Below are 21,153 nucleotides of genomic sequence, written 5' to 3' on the forward strand. Positions count from 1 at the left end.
CGATTGCATGAGCGGCGCGATGGAGGAGCCGCGGCGAGCGGCCCGCCGGCGCAGCAGGTGTCATGAAGCGATGCCATGCTGTGCCAGACGGGAACCGCGCCGCGCCAGATGTACAAGGCAGCGTGGCGGCGCAGCGATTACGCAGTGTGTGATCCTCGCGACGCAACAAGTTGAACCCGACGACCGCGCCGCCTGTCCCATGTGACGGTGTGTCCCGCGCGAGCGCGTAGACCGCGCTTCGCCGGACTCGCAGATGGTGCGTGTCTCGCAAGAATTACTGTCATTTCCTGAGGAAACCATGAGTGCAATCGTAGATATCATCGGTCGCGAGATTCTGGATTCGCGCGGCAATCCCACTGTCGAATGCGACGTGCTGCTCGAATCGGGCACGATGGGCCGCGCGGCTGTGCCGTCGGGCGCGTCGACCGGCTCGCGTGAAGCGATCGAACTGCGCGACGGCGAAGCCGGCCGCTACAACGGCAAGGGCGTGCTGAAGGCCGTCGAGCACATCAACACCGAAATCTCCGAGGCGATCATGGGCCTCGACGCGTCGGAACAAGCCTTCCTCGACAAGACCCTGCTCGAGCTCGACGGCACCGACAACAAGTCGCGTCTGGGCGCGAACGCGATGCTGGCCGTTTCGATGGCCGTCGCGAAGGCCGCTGCCGAAGAAGCCGGCCTGCCGCTGTACCGCTACTTCGGCGGTTCGGGCGCGATGCAACTGCCGGTCCCGATGATGAACATCGTCAACGGCGGCGCGCACGCGAACAACAGCCTGGACATTCAGGAATTCATGATCGTGCCGGTGAGCCAGCCGACCTTCCGCGAAGCGCTGCGTTGCGGCGCGGAAATCTTCCACGCGCTCAAGAAGATCCTCTCGGATCGCGGCATGAGCACGGCGGTCGGCGACGAAGGCGGTTTCGCACCGAACTTCGGCAGCAACGACGAATGCCTGTCGACCATCCTGCAAGCCATCGAGAAGGCAGGCTACCGCGCCGGTGAAGACGTGCTGCTCGCGCTCGACTGCGCAGCCAGCGAGTTCTACCACGACGGCAAGTACCAGCTCGCGGGCGAAGGCCTGCAACTGTCGTCGTCGGAATTCGCCGACTACCTCGCGACGCTCGCCGACAAGTTCCCGATCGTCTCGATCGAAGACGGCATGCATGAAAGCGACTGGGCCGGCTGGAAGCTCCTGACCGAAAAGCTCGGCAAGAAGGTTCAGCTGGTGGGCGACGACCTGTTCGTCACCAACACGCGCATCCTGAAGGAAGGCATCGAGAAGGGCATCGCCAACTCGATCCTGATCAAGATCAACCAGATCGGCACGCTGACGGAAACCTTCGCAGCGATCGAAATGGCGAAGCGCGCGGGCTACACGGCCGTGATCTCGCACCGTTCGGGCGAAACCGAAGATTCGACGATCGCGGACATCGCCGTCGGCCTGAACGCCGGTCAGATCAAGACCGGTTCGCTCTCGCGCAGCGACCGCATCTCGAAGTACAACCAGCTGCTGCGCATCGAGGAAGATCTCGGTGATATCGCCAGCTACCCGGGCAAGTCGGCGTTCTATAACCTCCGCTAAGCGGACCTGAACGCGACAGCCGCCTTGCTGTCACTCTTCGTCATCCCTCTTCGCCGCCCTGCGTTCAGCGCAGGGCGGCGTATGTTTATCCGGCACCATCCATGCGGCTTGTCACTGTCGTCCTGATCATCCTGCTCGCGCTGATCCAGTATCCGCTCTGGTGGGGCCACGGCGGGTGGCTGCGCGTGCACGAACTGCAAGGGCAGCTCGCACAGCAGCAAAAGCTGAACGACGACGAAAAACTGCGCAACGAACGCATCGCGGGCGAAGTGCAGGATTTGCAAAACGGCACCGCGGCCGTCGAGGAGCGTGCGCGCTACGAGATGGGTATGGTGAAGGACGGCGAGGTGTTCGTGCAGTTCGTCTCGCCGAATCAGCCGTTGCCGGCTACGCCCGCGGGGTCGTCGAATACGTCGACGCGTGGCGAGATGTCGGCGGCGCCCGTCAAGGTGGTGCCGAATCCGGTGTCGCGCGTGCCCGAGAAACATCACGGACACGGCAAGGAAACGAAGAAGAAGGCGGGCTGAGCGTCACAGCCAACGATGCGGTTCGATAGCGTCGAAATAAAAAGCGCGGCCATCCAGCGGATGCCGCGCTTTTTTATTGCCGCGTGATTTTGCGGGGCGAGCCTTATACGATCGTCGCCCCGATCGTTGCGCACGCTACGATTTCACCAGCCCCAACCCCAGCCCGGATAGCCGTAGCCGATCCCGGTGCCCCAGCCGCCGCCCCAACCGCCGCTGTAGTAGCTGCCGTAGACGTTCACGGGCGGCGTGTACGCGCGCGACCACGCCTGCGCGGCCGCTTCGGCGTTCGCGGCGCGATTGGATTCGGCCAGCGCCTGCTGGTCGATCGCGTCGTAGCGCTGAAGCTGCTCGGGCGTGAGGGCAGGGGCGGCCTGCTGCTGCGGCGCGACCGTGGCGGTCGCGCCAGCTTGATCGGCGGGCAGGCGGCTGTAGATCGGCGAAGGACCAGGCGGATCGAGCGTGCAGCCGCTCATCAGCACGACGCCTGCGGCGGCGGCCGTCAGCGCGGTCAGGGAGATGAGCGTTCTGGCGCGGCGCACGGTGCGCGCGGGCAGGTGAGGTGATGCAGCCCCGAGGTTCGTCTTCATGTTCTTGCTTCCCTGTATCGGTCGGATTCCGGATCTCTGGGCCACGCGCGCGGCCGCCTGGACAGCCGGTTCCGTGAATCGGCTCATGGTGCCGCGCGGCGGCGCCGTCCGCGTGGCGGAAGACGGCGTGCCATGAGCCGGGGAAGCAATCACTGCTTTGCTGGCTTAGTGGCGCTGGTCCGCTGCGGGAGAGACTCCTTCTGAGAGCCCCGGCGTGGCGAAAAGTTGCGCCACATCGACGGGATCGAACTCGTAGCGCTGGTTGCAATAGTCGCAGTGAACTTCGACGTGGCCGCGTTCTTCGATCACGCTGTCCACTTCCTCGCGGCCCAGCATCTTCAGCATCGAGCCGACTTTTTCACGCGAGCAGCTGCACAGGAAGCGCGTGGTGGCGGGCTCGAAGTGCTGCACGTTCTCTTGCCAGAAGAGGCGGCGGAACAGCGTTTCCGGCTCCTGTTCGAGCAGTTCTTCGCGCGTGAGCGTGCCGCCGAGCGTGCAGACGCGTTCCCACGTGTCGGCGTCGAGTTCGTGCGGGTGCGGCACGATGCCGCCGTCGCCGGGCAGCTTCTGCAGCAGCATGCCGACCGCGCGATCTTCGTTCGCGCCGAGCCACAGGCGCGTGTCGAGCTGCTCGGAGTGGTGCATGTAATGCTCGAGCACTTCCGAGATCGACTTCAGCGCGCCGTCTTCGCCGTTCAGCGGCACGATGCCCTGATAAGGCTGCTGGCCGGGCTGCTTGTTGGCCGGATCGAGCGTGATCACGCAACGGCCGCGGCCGTTCACGTTGACGAGTTCGGCGAGCGAGAGGTCGTCGGCGACGGTTTCCACGCCTTCGGCCAGACGCGCCGTGGCGCGCATGGAGAGGTCGGAGCTGCACTGCACGACCAGCATGCGGACCGGGCCTTCGCCGAGGATCTGCATGATCAGCGTGCCGTCGAACTTGAGGTTCGCGGAGAGCAGCGCGCAGGCGGCCATCATTTCGCCGAGCACGGTGCGCACCGGCGCCGGGTACTGCCGGCGCGTCAGCACCTCTTGCCACGTGTTGCGCAGCGAGACGATCTCGCCCCGCACCGGAGCGGCGCTGAACATGAATTTTTGCAACTGGTCGTTCACAATCTTTTCCTTCGTTTCGATGCGTGCGGCGCGCTCGCGCGGCATGACGGCGGCGAGCAGCCGTCAGCCAATGCGTACGAGTTGCGCCTTGAAATACTCGCGGCGTTGCGCGTAACCGTCCGCGTTACGCTTGAGGCCGGCGATGTCGGCCTCGGTCAGCTCGCGCACGACCTTGGCCGGCGCGCCGAGAATGAGCGAGTTGTCGGGGAACACCTTGCCTTCGGTGACCACCGCGCCCGCGCCAACCAGACAGTTGCGGCCGATTACCGCGCCATTCAAGACCACCGCCTGAATCCCGATGAGCGCGCCTTCCTTCACCGTGCAGCCGTGCAGCATGGCCTGATGGCCGATCGTCACGTTGGCTTCGAGCGTGAGCGGGAAACCGGGGTCGGTATGCAGCACAGCGCCTTCCTGCACATTGCTGCGCGCGCCGACCGAAATCAGCTCGTTGTCGCCGCGCAGCGTCGCGCCAAACCAGACGCTCGAGTCTTCGGCGAGTTCGACCTTGCCGACGATGGTCGCGTTGTCCGCGACAAACACGCTTTCGTGAATGGTGGGTGCGGCTTCGCCAAGCTTGTAGATGGCCACGGTGTTGCGTCTCCTTTTTGTCTTGCGAGGCTGCGGCGCGCGGGCGGGTGAGAGCGGGCGCGGGCGGCGCAGAGCGGGTGAATCGCGTATTGTAAACGGTTGCGCCCCGAGTCCGCCTGGCCCGGCTTGCGTGCCGCGTGCGGCAGGTCTCACGCGGGCCGCCGCGCCGCCGTGCCGTGCGTTCGTACTACGCCGTTCGACCGCCTGTTTTCTGCCCGCTTTTCTGCCTGCTTGACGATGAATTCCGTATTTCCCGACTCCGCGCGCACCGGCGCCGAATTATCCGTCGATGCCGCCACGTCGCAGCCAGGCTGGCGCGCCGCCGCGCTTGCGGCGCTGTACGAAGCCGATCCGCTCGCCAAGTCCGGCGCGGTGAGCGCGCTTTACGCGCTCGCCCAGGACGGCGCGGCGCGCGGCGAGACGCACTGGCACGCCGAACAGACGCTCAGCGCGCCCGGGGACCTGCCGGGCCGTCCCGCGCGCCCGGATCTGGTCGAGCCGCGCAGCCTCCAGCGCCGCAGCATGAGCACGCCGCAAGGGCGCGTGGTGCTGCTGCATGCGCTCGCGCACATCGAGTTCAACGCGATCAATCTCGCGCTCGACGCGGTCTGGCGCTTTCCGGACATGCCCGCTGACTTCTACGCCGACTGGCTGAAGGTGGCGGCGGAGGAGGCGTATCACTTCTCGCTGCTGGTCAAGCGGCTGGCGGACTACGGCCACGCCTACGGCGACTTCCCGGCGCACAACGGCCTCTGGGAAATGTGCGAGCGCACCAGCGGCGACGTGCTCGCGCGCATGGCGCTGGTGCCGCGCGTGCTGGAAGCGCGCGGGCTCGACGCCTCGCCGCCGATCCGCGCGCGTCTGAAACAGGCCGGCGACGACGAATCCGCCGCGATCCTCGACATCATCCTGCATGACGAAGTGGGGCACGTGCGCATCGGCAATCACTGGTTTCGCCATCTGTGCGCGCAGCGCGGATTCGATCCGCATGCGGCGTGGCTCGAACTCGCCGCGCAATACCATGCGCCGAAAATGCGGGGGCCGTTCAACTTCGAGGCGCGCCGTTCGGCGGGTTTCGACGACGCCGAACTCGAAACGCTGAAAGCCCAGGGTGGCGACGGCGACGCCGAAAAATAAACGCGCGCCGCCCATCTGTCAGAACCTGTCGATATAATCGAACGACCATTCGTTTTTTTGCGCGAGCGCAATGAATCTTTCCCGATCCGAATTCATCGACGTGAACGGCATCCGTCTGCATGTGCGCCGCTGGGGCGCCGAGGACGCGCCCACGCTGTTCATGCTGCACGGCTGGATGGATGTGGCCGCGTCGTTCCAGTTCGTCGTCGACGCGCTGGGCGGCGACTGGCAGGTGATCGCGCCGGACATGCGCGGCTTCGGCCTCTCGGACTGGCCCGTGGCGCAACGCGGTGCCGGCAACTACTGGTTCCACGACTATGTCGCCGATCTCGACGCGCTGCTCGATCACTACGCGCCCGAAGGCGAAGTGAACCTCGTCGGGCACAGCCTCGGCGCGAATGTCGTCTGTCTGTATGCGGGCGTGCGGCCCGAGCGCGTGCGGCGCGTGGTCGATCTCGAAGGCTTCGGCATGCCCGCCACGACGCCCGCGCAGGCGCCCGGCCGTTTGCGCGACTGGCTCGACGAAATGCGCTCGCCGCCGCAACTGCGTCCCTACAAGACGCTCGACGACGTGGCGGCGCGCCTCACGAAGACGAATCCGCGCCTGCTGCCCGCAAGGGCGCGTTTTCTCGCGCAGCACTGGTCGAAGCCGGTGAGCGGCGCGCAGGGCGAGGGCTACATGCTGCTCGGCGATCCGGCGCACAAGATGGTCAATCCCGTGCTCTACCGGCTCGAGGAAATCATGGCGATCTGGGCGCAGGTGCGCGCCAAGGTGCTGCACGTCGAGGCCACCGATTCGGAAACGCTCGCGCGCATCGCGGGCAAGGTGCCGATCGGCGAATTCAAGCGTCGATTCGAGGCGTTTCCCGACTGGCGCGAGCGCTTTATCGACGACGCGGGCCATATGGTTCATCACGATCAGCCGGAGGCCATTGCGCGTCTCATCGAGGCATTCTGCGCGGCCTGAATGCCCGCCGAATGTGGGCCGAATGCCTGCTAAACGCGGTCGGAGCGGCCCCGGACGGCTTCGCCGCGTTGCAGTAAAATAAGGCTTCATTTTCCAGATGCCCGCAATGAACGCCGATCTCCACTGTCACTCCACTGTTTCCGACGGCCAGATGGCCCCGGCTGCCGTCGCGCAGCTGGCGAAGGCGGGCGGCGTGACGCTGTGGGCGCTCACCGATCACGACGAGCTGGGCGGCCAGCGCGAGGCGCGCGAAGCCGCCGAATCGCTCGGCATGCGTTATCTCTCGGGCGTCGAGATTTCGGTCACGTGGGCGTCGCGCACGGTGCATATCGTCGGTCTGCATGTCGATCCGACCGCTCCGGCGCTCGTCGAAGGGCTGGCCCGCACGCGCGACGGCCGCGCGGCGCGCGCCGAAGCCATCGGTGAACGGCTTGAGGAACTCGGCATTCCCGACGCCTATGCGGGCGCGCTCCAGTACGTCTCCAATCCCGACCTGATCTCGCGCACGCACTTCGCGCGCTTTCTCGTCGAATCCGGCCGCGCGCAGAACACCCAGGACGCGTTCTCGCGCTGGCTCGGCGACGGCAAACCGGGCTATGTGGCGCATCGCTGGGCGAAGCTGGCCGATGCCGTTTCGTGGATCAAGGCTGCGGGCGGCGAGGCCGTCGTTGCGCACCCGGGGCGCTACAACTACACGCAGCTCGAATTCGACACGTTCTTCGGCGAATTCATCGATCTGGGCGGCAAAGCGATCGAAGTCGTCACGGGCAGCCACACGCCCGACCAGTACGGCGAATATGCCGCCGTCGCGCGCCGTTTCGGCTTCGAGGCCTCGCGCGGCTCCGATTTCCACGCCAAAGGTCCGGACGCCATCGAGCCCGGCACGCTGCCGCCGCTTCCCTCCGACCTCAAGCCCGTCTGGGAGCGATGGCTGTAAGCCGCGTGGCCCAACGCTTCCGTTCCCGCCGCGCGGCCTGCGCCTTGCACCGCTGCGCGACGTCCGCTTTATCCGTTCGCTACGCTTTACGATAGCGCGTGCGCGTCGCGCGTCGTGCCGCGCGACTGCCGTATCGACTGTTCCGACCGTTCCGAATTCGTCAGCTGATTACTGCCATGTCACAGTTTTTTCGGCTTCACCCTGAGAATCCGCAGCCGCGCCTCGTCAAACAGGCCGTGCAGATCATCCGCGATGGCGGCGTGATCGCGCTGCCCACCGATTCGAGCTACGCGCTGGCCGCCCGCATCGACGACAAACACGCGGCCGAGCGCCTGCGCCGCATCCGTCATCTCGACGAAAAGGCGCTGCTCTCGCTGATGGTGCGCGATCTGTCCGAGCTGGCGAATTTTGCAATGGTGGACAACCGCCAGTACCGGCTGATCAAATCGGTGACGCCGGGGCCGTACGTGTTCGTGCTCGAAGCGACCAAAGAGGTGCCGCGGCGGCTTTCGCATCCGTCGCGCAAGACAATTGGTCTGCGCGTGCCGGGGCATCCGATTCCGCTCGCGATCCTCGAAGAACTGGGCGAGCCGCTGTTGGCGTCCACGCTGATCCTGCCGCCCGACACGGAACCGCTCAACGACCCCGACGAGATCCGCGAACGGCTGGAAAAGCAGCTCGATCTGGTGATCGACGGCGGGGCGTGTCCGTGGGAGCCGTCGAGCATCATCGATCTGACCGGCGCGGAGCCGGTGCTCGTGCGTGCAGGGCGCGGTTCGCTCGCGCCGTTCGGGCTGGAAGAGGAGGCGTGATGGCGGCGCGGGCGGCGATCCCGACGGCGCCGATGATGTCGACGAACCGCGCAATCCGGCCATTCGCTGCGCGTGTGGCCGCGCGCACCGCGGCGCGCCGCTAGCGCGTTGTTACAATACGCCGCCATGGAATCCACGATCATTCAGACGCTCGCCGTCTACGCCTTGCCCGTTATTTTCGCGATCACGCTGCACGAAGCCGCTCACGGCTACGTCGCGCGCCTGCTCGGCGACAACACGGCCTACGTCCTCGGGCGCGTCTCGCTCAACCCGATGCGCCACATCGACCCGGTCGGCACGATCGCGATGCCGCTCATTCTGTATGTGCTGACGAGCGGCGCCTTCGTGTTCGGCTACGCCAAGCCGGTGCCGATCGCGTTCGGCAATCTGCGCAATCCGCGCTGGGGCAGCCTGTGGGTGTCGGCGGCGGGGCCGCTCTGCAATTTCGTGCAGGCGATCCTGTGGGGCGTCTTCCTCATCGCGCTGAGCGCGGCGGGCGTCGACGAGCCGTTTTTCCTGCTGATGGCGCGCGCGGGTATGACCGTGAATATCGTGCTCTGCGTGCTCAACTTCTTCCCCTTGCCACCGTTCGACGGCGGGCGCGTGCTGGCCGCGCTGCTGCCGCCGCGCGCGAGCATTGCGCTCATGCGGATTGAACCGTATGGTTTCTTCATCGTCATGGCGCTGCTGGTGACCGGCATCTTTTCGCGTTTCTGGATGTATCCGTTGGTTCAAGTCGGTCAACTGGCCCTGAACGTCATCCTCAGTCCCCTCGTATCGCTATTCTCATAACATCATGTTCCCAGACCGTATTTTCTCCGGCATGCGGCCGACCGGGTCGCTGCACCTCGGCCACTACCACGGCGTGCTGAAAAACTGGGTCCGGCTTCAGTCCGAGTACCCGTGCTTCTTCTGTGTGGTCGACTGGCACGCGCTCACCACGCACTACGAGACGCCGGATGTCATCGAGAAAAACGTCTGGGACGTGCTGATCGACTGGCTCGCGTCGGGCATCGATCCGAATCAGGCCACGCTGTTCATCCAGAGCCGTGTGCCCGAGCACGCCGAACTGGCGCTGCTGCTGGGCATGAGCACGCCGCTTAGCTGGCTCGAACGCGTGCCGACCTACAAGGAACAGATCGAGAAGCTGCGCGACAAGGATCTCGGCACCTACGGCTTCCTCGGCTATCCGGTGCTGATGGCCGCCGACATCCTGCTGTACCGCGCCTCGCTCGTGCCGGTCGGCGAAGATCAGGTGCCGCACGTCGAGATGGCGCGCGAAATGGCGCGTCGCTTCAACTACATGTACGGCCGCGAGCCGGGCTTCGAGGAGAAGGCCAACGAGGCCGCGAAGAAGCTCGGCGGCAAGCGCTCGAAGCTCTATCACGAGCTGCGCAACGCCTATCAGCAGGAAGGCAACGAAGAGGCGCTCGAACAGGCGCGCGCGATGTTGTCCGAGTCGCAGAGCCTGTCGATGAACGACCGCGAGCGTCTGTTCGGCTATCTCGAAGGCTCACGCAAGATCATCCTGCCGGAGCCGCAGGTGCTGTTGACCGAGGCATCGCGCATGCCGGGCCTCGATGGTCAGAAAATGTCGAAGTCGTACGGCAACACCATCGCGCTGCGCGAAGACGCCCAGTCGATCGAAAAGAAAGTGCGCACCATGCCGACCGATCCGGCGCGCGTGCGCCGCACCGATCCGGGCGATCCGGACAAGTGCCCGGTGTGGCAGTTGCATCAGGTCTACACGGACGAAGCGACGCACGCGTGGGTGGAGAAGGGCTGCCGTTCGGCGGGCATCGGCTGTCTGGAGTGCAAGCAGCCGGTGATCGAAGGCATCCTGCGCGAGCAGCAGCCGATGCTCGAACGCGCGCAGAAGTACATGGACGATCCGTCACTGCTGCGCGCCATCGTCGCCGACGGCTGCGACCGCGCGCGCAAGTACGCCACGGAAACGATGCGCGACGTGCGCGAGGCGATGGGCCTCTCGTACAGCTAAGGCGCGCGATGACGCTCATCTCGGGGTCCACGCCCGTTGCCGCGGGCATGCACGGGCTCGGCGAGCCGTCGCCCTGGGTGTGCCGCTGGGCGCATCTGGTCTCGCCCGGCGGCACGGTGCTCGATCTGGCCTGCGGCGCGGGGCGGCACGCGCGCTGGTTCGCGCAGCGCGGCCATCCGGTGGCCGCGCTCGATCGCGACGGCGCGGCGCTCGCCACGATGCGCGAGATTCCCGGCATCGGCACATTAGAGTGCGACCTCGAAGGCGCGCCCTGGCCGCTGCCCGCCGATGTGCGTTTCGCCGGCATCGTCGTCACGAATTACCTGCATCGTCCGCTGATGGCGCGCCTTATCGACGCGCTCGCGCCGGGCGGCGTACTTATTTACGAAACTTTCGCGCAAGGGAACGAGACGGTCGGAAAACCGTCGAATCCCGCGTTCCTGCTGGCGGCGGGAGAGCTGTTGGCGATCTGCGCGCCGACGCTGCGCGTCGTCGCCTACGAAGACGGATTCCTCTCACAACCGCGTGAGGCGTTCGTTCAGCGGATCTGCGCGGTGCGCGAGGCGGAAAAATCTTCCGCTGCACCGCGCTCGGGGTCGGACGCAAATCAGGCCGAAAATTCCGGTAACGGGCCTGTGACTCAGGTACTACCCGTACCGCGTTACGATCTGACCGGCTAATCCGCTACAATCGCGGTTTAACGTACTCATTTTTCTGACGTTTCAATGGCTAACGGCACTCAGGACGGCATTACGCTCGGCGGCAGCATTCCCGCGATCGTCACTCCCATGCACGAAGACGGCAGTCTCGACCTGCCGGCATTCCGCAAACTGGTCGACTGGCACGTGGAAGAGGGGACCGATGGTCTCGTCGTGGTCGGCACGAGCGGCGAGTCCGCCACGCTGGACGTCGAAGAGCACATCCTGATGGTCAAGACGGCCGTCGAACACGCCGCGGGCCGCATGCCGATCATCGCCGGCGCGGGCGGCAATTCGACCGCCGAAGCCATCGAACTCTCGAAGCACGCGAAGGACGTGGGCGCGCAGGCGACGCTCCAGGTCGTGCCGTACTACAACAAGCCGACCCAGGAAGGCATGTATCGCCACTTCGCGAAGATCGCGGAGACGGTCGATCTGCCGGTCGTCCTGTACAACGTGCCGGGCCGCACCGTCGCCGACATGACGAACGAGACCATCCTGCGCCTCGCGCAGGTGCCGGGCATCGTCGGCGTGAAGGAAGCCACGGGCAACATCGACCGCGCGGCGCACCTGATCAAGCACGCGCCGGACGGCTTCAAGATTTTCAGCGGCGACGATCCCACCGCGATCGCCCTGATGCTGCTGGGCGGTCACGGCAATATCTCGGTGACGGCCAATGTCGCGCCGCGTCAGATGAGCGACCTGTGCAAGGCCGCCATCGCCGGCGACGTGAAGACCGCGCGCGAGATCCACCTGAAGCTGTTGTCGCTGCACAAGAACCTGTTCATCGAATCGAATCCGATTCCGGTGAAGTGGGCGCTGCAGGAACTCGGCCGCATCGAAAGCGGCATCCGACTGCCGCTCACGCCGCTCGACGCGCGCTACCACGACGTGGTGCGCACGGCATTGCGCGAAGCCGGTTTGCTGGGCTGATCGTCAGCCAAGCCGCCGAATTTTCAATCGACGTCGCCATCGCCCAAGCGCTGACAGTTTTCTGGCAGACCGAGGCTTAGCGTTCCTGGTATCACGAAGGTCCACATGAAACGTTCCGCTTTTTCCCTCCACGCAACCCGCATGGCGGTGCTGGCGCTCGCACTCGGCTCGCTCGCAGGCTGCGAGTCGCTGAACGACATGTTCGCGTCCGATCGCGTCAACTACAAGGACACGTCGAGCGCGCCGCCGCTGGCCGTGCCGAAGGATCTGTCCTCGGCGCCGGGCGATCAGAAATATGTCGCGCCGCCCGCGACGGTGGCGCTCGGCGGCGCCGCGCAGCGCACCGTCACGCAGCAGGGCAACGCCGTGCTCGGCGTGCCCAGCGCGCAAGACCCGCTCGGCATGCACGTCGAACGCGACGGCGACCGCCGCTGGCTGGTGGTCGACGGCCGCACGCCCGACGACGTCTGGCCGCAACTGCAGGAATTCTGGAGCGATAACGGTTTCACGCTGACGACCGATTCGCCCAACACCGGCATCATGACCACGGACTGGGCGGAAAACCGCGCCAACATTCCGGACGACTGGTTCCGTCGCACGATTGGCCGCGTGATCGATTTCGCGTACTCGTCGGGCACGCGCGACCGCTTCCGCACGCTGGTGTCGCGCGGTCCGGATGGCCAGACCGACATTTCGGTCACGCATAGCGCGATGGAAGAAATGCTCACGGGCCAGGACAAGACGGGTTCGAAGTGGGTCGAGCGTCCGCGCGATCCGGCGCTCGAAGCCGAATTCCTCGCCAAGATCATGCAGAAGTTCGGCTTGACCGACGCGCAGTCGAAGCAGCTGCTGACCGACGCGCGTCCGTCGGTGGCCGCGGTCAAGGTCGCGGCGGGTCCGGACGGCACCACGCTGAACCTGCCTGAAGCGTTCGACACGGCCTGGCTGCGTGTGGGCCTCGCACTCGATCGCACCAACTTCACGGTCGACAACCGCGACCGCGAAAAGGGCATCTACTACGTGCGTTACGCCGATTCGATGCAGGAACTGAAGGGCGACGGCCTGTTCGGCAAGCTCTTCTACAACCCGAAGAAAGCGAACAAGAACCAGGGTCCGGAGTTCCAGATCGCGGTGCGCCCGAACGGCAGCTCCACCCAGGTGGCAGTGCTCAACGAAAGCGGTCAGGTCGATACCTCGTCGGACGCCCAGCGCATCGTGTCCGCGCTGCACGCCCAGCTGAACTGATCCCGCCGTGCGCTTTGCAAGCCTCGGCAGCGGCAGCGAGGGCAACGCGCTCGTCGTAGAAGCAGGCAGCGGCGCGACGCCCACGCGCGTGCTGCTGGACTGCGGATTTTCGGCGAAAGAAGTCGAGCGGCGGCTCGCACGCGCGGGCCTCGCCGCCGATACGCTCAGCGGCATTCTCATCACGCACGAACACAGCGACCACATCGGCAGCGCGCTCACGCTGGCGCGCCGCTGGTCGATCCCGCTCTATATGAGCTGGGGGACGGCGCAAGCCGTCGGTGCCGACGACGCCAATGTCGAGCTCAACATTCTCTGGGGCGACGAGACGGTCGAAATCGGCGAGCTGGGTGTGCTGCCTTACACGGTGCCGCACGATGCCCGCGAGCCGCTGCAATTTGTCTTCAACGACGGCGCGAGCCGTCTCGGCGTGCTGACCGACGTCGGCGAATCGACGTCGCATATCAACACCGTGCTGAGCGGCTGCGACGCGCTCGTGCTCGAATACAACCACGACCTCGACATGCTGACGGGCAGCCGTTATCCGGCGTCGCTCAAGGCGCGCATCAGCGGGTCGCACGGACATTTGAACAACGACGCGGCGGGCGACATTCTCGCCGCGCTCGACCGCTCGAAGCTGCGCCATCTGATCGCGGCGCATCTGAGCCAGCAGAACAACACGCCGGAACTGGCGCGCGCGGCGATGGCCGCGGTGCTCGGCAACGCGGCTACCGAAACCGGGGTGGCATCGCAAGACGAAGGGTTCGACTGGCTGACACTCTGAGCGAGCCAGGTTGCAGACGAAAAAAAGCCCATGACGAAGGTCATGGGCTTTTTTGTTGGCCGCCGCTTTCGTTGCGCGGGCGGCGACCGGGGCCGGATCAGGTCCGGCCCGCTTGGCGCCGCTTAGTTGCGGTTGCCGCCGAAGATGCCGAGGATTGCGAGCAGGTTCGTGAACACGTTGTACAGGTCCAGGTAGATCGCGAGCGTGGCCGAGATGTAGTTGGTCTCGCCGCCGTTCACGACGCGCTGCACGTCGAACAGCATGTACGCCGAGAAGATCACGATGGCCAGCACGGACACGGTGAGCATCAGCGCGGGCAGGTGCAGGAAGATGTTCGCGACGCTGGCGAGCAGGATCACGACCACGCCCATGAACAGCCACTTGCCGAGGCCCGAAAAATCACGCTTGCTGACCGTGGCGATCGTGGCCATGGCCGCGAAAATCACGCCGGTGCCACCAAAAGCGAGCATGATGAGCGACGGGCCGTTCGAGAAGCCGAGGATGAACGACAACAGGCGCGAGAGCATCAGGCCCATGAAGAACGTGAAGCCGAGCAGGACGAAGACGCCGGCCGAACTGTTCTTGGTGCGTTCGATAGCAAACATGAAGCCGAAAGCGATGGCGAAGAACGCCAGCAGACTCATGGCCGGGCTGGTGGCGGCGAAAAGCGAGAAACCCGTGGCCACGCCCACCCACGCACCGATGACGGTCGGCACCATCGAGAGCGCGAGCAGCCAGTAGGTGTTGCGCAGTACGCGGTTGCGGGTCTCGGCGCTGGTGACGCTGCCACCACGGCCGAAGTTGTAGGACTCGTTCATGCTTTCTCCTTGCGTGAGACGCGTGGTTCACGTAATTGAGGGCGCGCGCAAATGCGTGGCGCGCTCCCTCGTAAGATAGGTGCGACCGCCCAGAGTTTCAACGGGATGCCACACAGTTTCCGTTATGTTTCACCAGCGTAAGCCGCCATTCTTAAGCCTCGCTGAAAGGCGCGGCTGTGTGGCGTTTGTACGGTGTTTGTACCTTGCGCTCACCTGATTGGCGCGGTTTGCACGCCAATCAGGGTTCAATCGCAATCATACATGGGAACATGCTACAATTGCGGATTCATTTGAACTTGTAACCTCTTAATTTTCTGGAGTTTTTATGGCGATCGAACGCACCCTGTCGATTATCAAGCCGGACGCAGTGGCAAAGAACGTGATCGGCCAGATCTACAGCCGCTTCGAAAACGCTGGCCTGAAGATCGTGGCATCGCGCATGGTCCAACTCTCGCGCGCCGACGCAGAGAAGTTCTATGCTGTTCACGCTGAGCGTCCGTTCTTCAAGGACCTGGTCGAGTTCATGATCTCGGGTCCGGTCGTCATCCAGGCGCTGGAAGGCGAAAACGCAATCCTGAAGCACCGCGACCTGATGGGCGCGACTGACCCGAAGAAGGCGGAAAAGGGCACGATCCGCGCCGACTTCGCAGACAGCATCGACGCAAACGCAGTCCACGGTTCGGATGCAGCGGAAACGGCACGCGTTGAAATCGCGTTCTTCTTCCCGGAAGTCAACGTTTACTCGCGTTAAGCGATAAGCGGCAGTTCAAAGTAGCATAGGGTCGCGAACGGCGATGACGTCCACCGTCCGGTGCCGGGTTCTCTCGAAACCGGCGGTGCACGCGCTCTCGCACTGAAATGGCAGGATTCGACATGACGAGCAGTTCCACCGTCAACCTTCTCGATCTCGACGCCCAAGGGCTTGTCGCTTATTGCGAAAGCCTGGGCGAGAAGCCGTTTCGCGCCAAACAGCTTCAGCGCTGGATCCATCAATACAATGCCGCCGACTTCGACGGCATGACGGATCTGGCCAAATCGCTGCGCGAGAAGCTGAAAGGGCGCGCATGTATCGGCATGCCCGACATCATTTCCGACAACGTTTCCTCCGACGGCACGCGCAAGTGGCTCGTGGACGTCGGCAATGGCAACGCGGTCGAAACCGTGTTCATCCCCGAAGAAACGCGCGGCACGCTGTGTGTGTCCTCGCAGGCGGGGTGTGCGGTCAATTGCCGGTTTTGTTCGACCGGCAAGCAAGGTTTTTCACGCAATCTGAGCACCGCAGAGATCATCGGTCAGCTGCGTATGGCGGAGTTCGCCCTGCGCGCGTCGCTGCTCGGCGAGGCCGGCGGCCGTGCCAACGGCGGTGAAGGCAAGGGCGAGCGCGTCATCACGAACGTGGTGATGATGGGGATGGGCGAGCCGCTGCTCAATTACGACGCGGTCGTGCCCGCCATGCGCCTGATGCTCGACGACAACGCCTACGGCCTGTCGCGCCGTCGCGTCACGCTTTCCACGTCCGGCGTCGTGCCGATGATGGACCGCCTGGGCGCCGACCTGCCGGTGGCGCTCGCGGTGTCGCTGCACGCTCCGAACGACGCGCTGCGCGACGAACTCGTGCCGCTCAATCGCAAGTATCCGCTGCGCGAGCTGATGGCTGCGTGCCAGCGCTATCTGAAGGTGGCGCCGCGCGACTTCATCACGTTCGAGTACTGCATGCTCGACGGCGTGAACGATACGGAGGAGCACGCACGCCAGTTGCTCGCCGTGACGCGCGACGTGCCGTGCAAGTTCAATCTGATCCCGTTCAACCCGTTCCCGGAGTCGGGTCTGCTGCGCTCGAAGAACGAGCAGATCAAACGTTTCGCGCAGATTCTGATGGATGCGGGCGTCGTCACCACCGTGCGCAAGACGCGCGGCGACGACATCGACGCGGCCTGCGGTCAGCTCGCCGGCGAGGTGAAGGACCGCACGCGTCTTGCCGAGCGCACCCAGCGCGCCGGGCAGAAGGTCATCGAAGTCCGTCCCGTGCAGCATTGAGGGCGGCGGCGCGGGCGAGGGGCCCGGGCCGGATGCAACGCGGGTGCGGTCGCGCGGGGGTACGCGGCGGCATCGGCGAGTTTGACAAGAAACGTTGCAGAAGCGATCGGAAGCGGCACAGAGGCCGCGCATTTTGTTATAAAACGGTCTGCGAATCGGGGCCGGGCGCGCTGCGCCCGCCGGTTCCGGGATTGAAAAGAATCGACGCAAGGACTTTGGGATGAGCGAGCCGCAGCACCCCTTCGGGACAGACGGGACAGAGACCCACGCAGGCCGTACGGCGCAGGAGGGCGCGCCGTCGCCGGTGCAGGCCGTGCCGGACACGCTGGGCGCAGTGGGTGCGCGTCTCGCGCAACTGCGCGAGGCGAAGGGCTGGTCGGTCGAGGACGTCTCGGCGCGCCTGAAGGTGGCGGTGTCGAAGCTGCGCGAGCTGGAGGCGGGCGACATCAGCCATCTGCCGGACACCACGTTCGCGGTGGGCGTCGTGCGTGCCTACGCGAAGCTGCTCGGCGCGGACCCCGCGCCGCTCACCCAGGCGCTGCGCCGCGAGCGCGGCGTGCCGGAACAGGATCTGTCGATGCCGGCTTCGGCGGGCGCCGACCTGCCGCGCGGGCGCGTGTCGCTGTCGCTCGGCGGCGGCGGGGCGCGTGCGCCGCGTCGGCGTGCGTCGTGGCTGTGGGGCCTCGGCATCATCGTGATCGCGGTGATCGCGCTCTCGATGCTGCATACGAATAGTGGTGAGTCGTCGGCATGGTTCGCGCGGATCAAGTCGATGGCCAACGGCGCGACGGCGGAGTCGGGTGCATCGTCGGCAACGGTGGCCGAAGGCGCGACGGCGAACGGCGACGACGCGGCGTCGGGTGCGCAGGCCGATCAGGCGGCGCAGAGCGGCGATCAGGTCGGTGCGCAGGCAGGCGACCAGGCACCGGCGCAGGCCGCGGCGCAAGCGACTGCCAGCGCGCCGCAAGCGGCAAGCGCCGCACCCGCGGCGAAGGCGACGAATGCCACCGTGGCAACGGTTGCAGCGGCGAGCGCAACGCAAGCCGCGGCGGCCAGTACACCGGCAGTCGCAACGACCGCGCAGGGCGCATCGGCTGCTGCTGCGGCCGGCGACACCTCGACGTTCGCGATTCGCGTGACGCAGGACACCTGGGTCAGCGTGCGCGGCAAGGATGGCAAGGAGGTTTTCTCCGGCCTCGTCCACGGCGCCGACTCGCGTGAGATCAGCGCCGCCGCGCCGATGAAGATTACAGTGGGCAACAAGGCCGGCATCGAGTCGATGACCATCGACGGTCAGCCGGTCGACGCGGCGAAGTACGCGTCGTCGCGCGGCAATGTCGCGCGCTTCGTGCTGCCCTGATAGAGACATGGCATGCGTCGCGGCCGGCGAAGTATTCAAAAGCCGGCCGCGACGCTTTTTCAATTCGCGCGGCGCAGCAGCTGCATGAGCAGCGGCGGTGCGCGCGAGGTGTAAATGGGTTTTTCGATGCAGAGCGAAACGCAATCCCCGTCCAGCAACAGTCAGATCGTGTCGAACGAACCGATCCTCGGCGGCCACGCGCTGCGCCGCAAGTCGCACGCCGTGCACGTGCGCTGGGGCGGCCAGCTGGTGACGATCGGTGGCGACGCGCCTGTGCGCGTGCAATCGATGACCAATACCGACACCGCTGACGCGATCGGTACGGCAATCCAGATCAAGGAACTGGCGCAAGCCGGTTCGGAACTCGTGCGCATCACGGTCAACACGCCGGAAGCGGCGGCTGCCGTGCCGCACGTGCGCGACCAGCTCGACCGCATGGGCGTGATGGTGCCGCTCGTCGGCGACTTCCACTACAACGGCCACCTGCTGCTGCGCGACCATCCGGCCTGCGCGGAAGCGCTCTCGAAGTACCGGATCAACCCGGGCAATGTGGGTCAGGGCGCCAAGCGCGACACGCAGTACGCGCAGATGATCGAAGCGGCCATCAAGTACGACAAGCCGGTGCGTATCGGCGTGAACTGGGGCAGCCTGGATCAAGACCTGCTCGCGCGCATGATGGACGAAAACGCAGCGCGTTCGGTGCCGTGGGAATCGCAGAGCGTGATGTACGAAGCGCTCATCCAGTCGGCGATCGGTTCGGCGGAACGCGCGGTCGAACTCGGCCTCGGCCGCGACAAGATCATCCTGTCGTGCAAGGTCAGCGGCGTGCAGGATCTGATCGCCGTGTACCAGCAACTCGCGAAACGATGCGACTTCGCGCTGCACCTGGGCCTCACCGAAGCGGGCATGGGCTCGAAGGGCATCGTCGCATCGACGGCGGCGCTCTCGGTGCTGCTGCAACAGGGCATCGGCGACACCATCCGTATCTCGCTCACGCCGGAACCGGGCGCATCGCGCACGGGCGAAGTCGTGGTCGGCCAGGAAATCCTGCAGACGATGGGTCTGCGCTCGTTCACGCCGATGGTCATCGCGTGCCCGGGTTGCGGTCGCACGACCAGCACGCTGTTCCAGGAGCTGGCGTCGCAGATCCAGGGTTATCTGCGCGCGCAGATGCCGCTCTGGCGTGATGAATTCCCGGGCGTCGAAACCATGAACGTCGCGGTCATGGGTTGTATCGTCAACGGTCCGGGCGAGTCGAAGCACGCGAACATCGGCATCAGCCTGCCGGGCTCGGGCGAAAACCCGGCCGCGCCGGTTTTCATCGACGGCGAAAAGGTCAAGACGCTGCGCGGCGAGCGCATCGCCGAAGAGTTCCAGCAGATCGTCAGCGACTACGTCGCGCGCAAGTACGGCAAGGCCGAAGTCGCGGCTCAGTAAGAGATTGCGGCGCGCCCGAGCGGCGCGCTTCCGACCGCGCGTCCGATGGCCGGGCTGCTGAATTAGCGGCGCCATCGGGCAGATCGACCGCCACGCACAACCGAACATCGTCAATCGCAACACCATGAGCGAACAGAAAAGAAAGCCCGAAAAGCTGACCGGCGTGAAGGGCATGAACGACATCCTGCCGCAGGACGCCGCGCTGTGGGACTTCTTCGAAACCACCGTGAAGTCCATGCTTCGTTCGTACGGCTATCAAAATATCCGCACGCCGATCGTCGAGCACACGCAACTCTTCACGCGCGGTATCGGTGAAGTGACCGACATCGTCGAAAAAGAGATGTACAGCTTCACCGACTCGCTGAACGGCGAACATCTCACGCTGCGCCCCGAAAATACGGCGGCGGTCGTGCGTGCGTCGATCGAGCACAACATGCTCTACGACGGCCCGAAGCGTCTCTGGTATGTCGGTCCGATGTTCCGTCACGAGCGTCCGCAGCGCGGCCGTTATCGTCAGTTCCACCAGGTCGGCGTGGAAGCGCTCGGCTTCTCGGGCCCGGACGCGGACGCAGAAATCATCCTGATGTGCCAGCGTCTCTGGGACGATCTCGGCTTGACCGGTATCAAGCTCGAAATCAACTCGCTGGGTCTGGCGGAAGAGCGCGCGGCGCATCGCGTCGAACTCATCAAGTATCTGGAACAGCACGTCGATCTGCTCGACGAAGACGGCAAGCGTCGCCTGTATACGAACCCGCTGCGCGTGCTCGACACGAAGAATCCCGCGCTGCAGGAAGTGGCGAACAACGCGCCGAAGCTGATCGACTTCCTCGGCGAGCATTCGCGTGCGCACTTCGAGGGGCTGCAACGCATCCTCAAGTCGAACAACATTCCGTTCACGATCAATCCGCGTCTCGTGCGCGGTCTCGATTATTACAATCTGACCGTGTTCGAGTGGATCACCGACAAGCTCGGCGCGCAGGGCACGGTCGCTGCCGGCGGTCGTTACGACCCGCTGATCGAGCAACTCGGCGGCAAGCCCACGGCGGCCTGCGGCTGGGCGATGGGCATCGAGCGCATTCTCGAACTGCTCAAGGAAGAGGACCTCGTGCCGGAAGCCGAAGGTTGCGACGTCTACGTCGTGCACCAGGGCGAAGCGGCGCGCGATCAGGCTTTCATCGTCGCGGAACGTCTGCGCGATACCGGCCTCGATGTGATCCTGCATTGCAGCGCCGACGGTCAGGCGGCGAGCTTCAAGTCGCAGATGAAGCGTGCCGACGCGAGTGGCGCAGCGTTCGCCGTGGTGCTCGGCGAGGACGAAGTGGCGAAGGGTGTGGCGGGTGTTAAACCGCTGCGCGGAGTGGCCGCCGACGCCCGCAACGAGCAACAAACGGTAGCGCTTGAGGACTTGACCGAATATCTGATCAATGCGATGGTTGCATCCGCCGAAGACGGCGACGACTGATCGCGACGCTCGAATCAAGATTGGATCAAGATTTGCGGCGCGCCCGGACGGCACGAATCGCCTGAAATATCGGCATGAAGTGCGGCGGCGCGCCCCATAACAGGCTTCAGAATAAACGAGGAATCGCGACGCG

Annotated in this window: 21 protein-coding genes; 17 read left to right on the forward strand and 4 right to left on the reverse strand. The window is 65.2% G+C overall.

What is annotated here, in order from left to right; translation table 11 throughout:
- The first annotated feature begins 298 nt into the window (after positions 1–298).
- Both eno and ftsB read left to right on the forward strand, forming a co-directional pair.
- Positions 299–1,582, forward strand: coding sequence for a phosphopyruvate hydratase (eno, locus tag BMY06_RS18060; protein ID WP_065060251.1), 1,284 nt, complete (start codon positions 299–301; stop codon positions 1,580–1,582).
- Positions 1,583–1,683: 101 nt separating this feature from the next.
- Positions 1,684–2,109 carry a cell division protein FtsB gene (gene ftsB / locus BMY06_RS18065; protein ID WP_065060250.1) on the forward strand — a complete coding sequence of 142 codons (426 nt, stop codon included), beginning with the start codon at positions 1,684–1,686 and terminating at the stop codon, positions 2,107–2,109.
- Between the two features lie 143 nt (positions 2,110–2,252).
- Here the strand turns inward: ftsB and BMY06_RS18070 are convergent, their stop codons facing one another.
- From BMY06_RS18070 to BMY06_RS18080, 3 genes are all read right to left on the reverse strand, one after another.
- Positions 2,253–2,696: a hypothetical protein gene (locus BMY06_RS18070; protein WP_074984427.1), complete on the reverse strand. Its 444-nt coding sequence runs from the start codon at positions 2,694–2,696 to the stop codon at positions 2,253–2,255.
- 165 nt (positions 2,697–2,861) lie between these two features.
- The gene (hslO, locus tag BMY06_RS18075; protein WP_065060368.1) at positions 2,862–3,809 is read right to left on the reverse strand and encodes an Hsp33 family molecular chaperone HslO; all 948 of its coding nucleotides are present in this window, start codon (positions 3,807–3,809) and stop codon (positions 2,862–2,864) included.
- Positions 3,810–3,872: 63 nt separating this feature from the next.
- Positions 3,873–4,397 carry a gamma carbonic anhydrase family protein gene (locus BMY06_RS18080; RefSeq protein ID WP_065060248.1) on the reverse strand — a complete coding sequence of 175 codons (525 nt, stop codon included), beginning with the start codon at positions 4,395–4,397 and terminating at the stop codon, positions 3,873–3,875.
- Positions 4,398–4,634: 237 nt separating this feature from the next.
- Here BMY06_RS18080 and BMY06_RS18085 point away from each other — a divergent pair, with 237 nt between their 5' ends.
- The 10 genes from BMY06_RS18085 (at position 4,635) to BMY06_RS18130 (ending at position 13,906) form a co-directional block, all read left to right on the forward strand.
- The gene (locus BMY06_RS18085; RefSeq protein ID WP_074984429.1) at positions 4,635–5,534 is read left to right on the forward strand and encodes a ferritin-like domain-containing protein; all 900 of its coding nucleotides are present in this window, start codon (positions 4,635–4,637) and stop codon (positions 5,532–5,534) included.
- A gap of 70 nt (positions 5,535–5,604) precedes the next feature.
- The gene (locus tag BMY06_RS18090; protein WP_074984431.1) at positions 5,605–6,501 is read left to right on the forward strand and encodes an alpha/beta fold hydrolase; all 897 of its coding nucleotides are present in this window, start codon (positions 5,605–5,607) and stop codon (positions 6,499–6,501) included.
- A 106-nt stretch (positions 6,502–6,607) separates the two neighbouring features.
- Positions 6,608–7,438, forward strand: coding sequence for a 3',5'-nucleoside bisphosphate phosphatase (locus BMY06_RS18095; protein WP_074984432.1), 831 nt, complete (start codon positions 6,608–6,610; stop codon positions 7,436–7,438).
- Positions 7,439–7,614: 176 nt separating this feature from the next.
- Complete coding sequence (locus tag BMY06_RS18100; protein WP_074984434.1) at positions 7,615–8,250, forward strand: L-threonylcarbamoyladenylate synthase; 636 nt, start codon at positions 7,615–7,617, stop codon at positions 8,248–8,250.
- A gap of 126 nt (positions 8,251–8,376) precedes the next feature.
- Positions 8,377–9,042, forward strand: a complete 666-nt coding sequence (locus BMY06_RS18105; protein ID WP_065060245.1) for a site-2 protease family protein — start codon at positions 8,377–8,379, stop codon at positions 9,040–9,042.
- A gap of 4 nt (positions 9,043–9,046) precedes the next feature.
- The gene (locus BMY06_RS18110) at positions 9,047–10,249 is read left to right on the forward strand and encodes a tryptophan--tRNA ligase (RefSeq protein ID WP_065060244.1); all 1,203 of its coding nucleotides are present in this window, start codon (positions 9,047–9,049) and stop codon (positions 10,247–10,249) included.
- A gap of 8 nt (positions 10,250–10,257) precedes the next feature.
- A complete protein-coding gene (locus BMY06_RS18115) occupies positions 10,258–10,929 on the forward strand; it encodes a class I SAM-dependent methyltransferase (RefSeq protein WP_124263162.1) in 672 nt (223 codons plus the stop codon).
- 45 nt (positions 10,930–10,974) lie between these two features.
- Positions 10,975–11,880, forward strand: coding sequence for a 4-hydroxy-tetrahydrodipicolinate synthase (gene dapA / locus BMY06_RS18120; RefSeq protein WP_074984436.1), 906 nt, complete (start codon positions 10,975–10,977; stop codon positions 11,878–11,880).
- A gap of 105 nt (positions 11,881–11,985) precedes the next feature.
- Positions 11,986–13,125: an outer membrane protein assembly factor BamC gene (bamC, locus tag BMY06_RS18125; protein WP_065060242.1), complete on the forward strand. Its 1,140-nt coding sequence runs from the start codon at positions 11,986–11,988 to the stop codon at positions 13,123–13,125.
- A 7-nt stretch (positions 13,126–13,132) separates the two neighbouring features.
- Positions 13,133–13,906, forward strand: coding sequence for an MBL fold metallo-hydrolase (locus BMY06_RS18130; RefSeq protein WP_074984437.1), 774 nt, complete (start codon positions 13,133–13,135; stop codon positions 13,904–13,906).
- A 122-nt stretch (positions 13,907–14,028) separates the two neighbouring features.
- Here BMY06_RS18130 and BMY06_RS18135 read toward each other — a convergent pair whose 3' ends face one another.
- Positions 14,029–14,724 carry a Bax inhibitor-1/YccA family protein gene (locus tag BMY06_RS18135; protein ID WP_065060240.1) on the reverse strand — a complete coding sequence of 232 codons (696 nt, stop codon included), beginning with the start codon at positions 14,722–14,724 and terminating at the stop codon, positions 14,029–14,031.
- Between the two features lie 325 nt (positions 14,725–15,049).
- On the opposite strand from BMY06_RS18135, the gene ndk reads away from it, so the two are divergent.
- The 5 genes from ndk (at position 15,050) to hisS (ending at position 21,020) form a co-directional block, all read left to right on the forward strand.
- Positions 15,050–15,475: a nucleoside-diphosphate kinase gene (gene ndk / locus BMY06_RS18140; RefSeq protein ID WP_027814909.1), complete on the forward strand. Its 426-nt coding sequence runs from the start codon at positions 15,050–15,052 to the stop codon at positions 15,473–15,475.
- A 122-nt stretch (positions 15,476–15,597) separates the two neighbouring features.
- Entirely contained in the window at positions 15,598–16,761 is a 1,164-nt protein-coding gene (rlmN, locus tag BMY06_RS18145) for a dual-specificity RNA methyltransferase RlmN (RefSeq protein ID WP_065060239.1), read from the forward strand.
- 220 nt (positions 16,762–16,981) lie between these two features.
- Positions 16,982–18,121, forward strand: coding sequence for a helix-turn-helix domain-containing protein (locus tag BMY06_RS18150; RefSeq protein WP_074984439.1), 1,140 nt, complete (start codon positions 16,982–16,984; stop codon positions 18,119–18,121).
- A gap of 114 nt (positions 18,122–18,235) precedes the next feature.
- Positions 18,236–19,558, forward strand: a complete 1,323-nt coding sequence (ispG, locus tag BMY06_RS18155) for a flavodoxin-dependent (E)-4-hydroxy-3-methylbut-2-enyl-diphosphate synthase (RefSeq protein ID WP_074984440.1) — start codon at positions 18,236–18,238, stop codon at positions 19,556–19,558.
- Between the two features lie 124 nt (positions 19,559–19,682).
- Positions 19,683–21,020 carry a histidine--tRNA ligase gene (hisS, locus tag BMY06_RS18160; protein ID WP_065060236.1) on the forward strand — a complete coding sequence of 446 codons (1,338 nt, stop codon included), beginning with the start codon at positions 19,683–19,685 and terminating at the stop codon, positions 21,018–21,020.
- Positions 21,021–21,153: the final 133 nt, after the last annotated feature.

This window comes from Paraburkholderia tropica, assembly GCF_900109265.1.
Taxonomy (GTDB): domain Bacteria; phylum Pseudomonadota; class Gammaproteobacteria; order Burkholderiales; family Burkholderiaceae; genus Paraburkholderia; species Paraburkholderia tropica.

Bases quoted from the DNA above. Each gene is read 5' to 3' on its own strand.
- BMY06_RS18110 (WP_065060244.1), top strand. From the start codon at position 9,047: ATGTTCCCAGACCGTATTTTCTCCGGCATGCGGCCGACCGGGTCGCTG.
- BMY06_RS18100 (WP_074984434.1), top strand. From the start codon at position 7,615: ATGTCACAGTTTTTTCGGCTTCACCCTGAGAATCCGCAGCCGCGCCTC.
- eno (WP_065060251.1), top strand. From the start codon at position 299: ATGAGTGCAATCGTAGATATCATCGGTCGCGAGATTCTGGATTCGCGC.
- BMY06_RS18085 (WP_074984429.1), top strand. From the start codon at position 4,635: ATGAATTCCGTATTTCCCGACTCCGCGCGCACCGGCGCCGAATTATCC.
- ndk (WP_027814909.1), top strand. From the start codon at position 15,050: ATGGCGATCGAACGCACCCTGTCGATTATCAAGCCGGACGCAGTGGCA.
- rlmN (WP_065060239.1), top strand. From the start codon at position 15,598: ATGACGAGCAGTTCCACCGTCAACCTTCTCGATCTCGACGCCCAAGGG.
- BMY06_RS18150 (WP_074984439.1), top strand. From the start codon at position 16,982: ATGAGCGAGCCGCAGCACCCCTTCGGGACAGACGGGACAGAGACCCAC.
- BMY06_RS18095 (WP_074984432.1), top strand. From the start codon at position 6,608: ATGAACGCCGATCTCCACTGTCACTCCACTGTTTCCGACGGCCAGATG.
- dapA (WP_074984436.1), top strand. From the start codon at position 10,975: ATGGCTAACGGCACTCAGGACGGCATTACGCTCGGCGGCAGCATTCCC.
- ispG (WP_074984440.1), top strand. From the start codon at position 18,236: ATGGGTTTTTCGATGCAGAGCGAAACGCAATCCCCGTCCAGCAACAGT.
- BMY06_RS18090 (WP_074984431.1), top strand. From the start codon at position 5,605: ATGAATCTTTCCCGATCCGAATTCATCGACGTGAACGGCATCCGTCTG.
- BMY06_RS18105 (WP_065060245.1), top strand. From the start codon at position 8,377: ATGGAATCCACGATCATTCAGACGCTCGCCGTCTACGCCTTGCCCGTT.
- ftsB (WP_065060250.1), top strand. From the start codon at position 1,684: ATGCGGCTTGTCACTGTCGTCCTGATCATCCTGCTCGCGCTGATCCAG.
- bamC (WP_065060242.1), top strand. From the start codon at position 11,986: ATGAAACGTTCCGCTTTTTCCCTCCACGCAACCCGCATGGCGGTGCTG.
- BMY06_RS18135 (WP_065060240.1), bottom strand. From the start codon at position 14,724: ATGAACGAGTCCTACAACTTCGGCCGTGGTGGCAGCGTCACCAGCGCC.
- BMY06_RS18115 (WP_124263162.1), top strand. From the start codon at position 10,258: ATGACGCTCATCTCGGGGTCCACGCCCGTTGCCGCGGGCATGCACGGG.
- BMY06_RS18070 (WP_074984427.1), bottom strand. From the start codon at position 2,696: ATGAAGACGAACCTCGGGGCTGCATCACCTCACCTGCCCGCGCGCACC.
- hisS (WP_065060236.1), top strand. From the start codon at position 19,683: ATGAGCGAACAGAAAAGAAAGCCCGAAAAGCTGACCGGCGTGAAGGGC.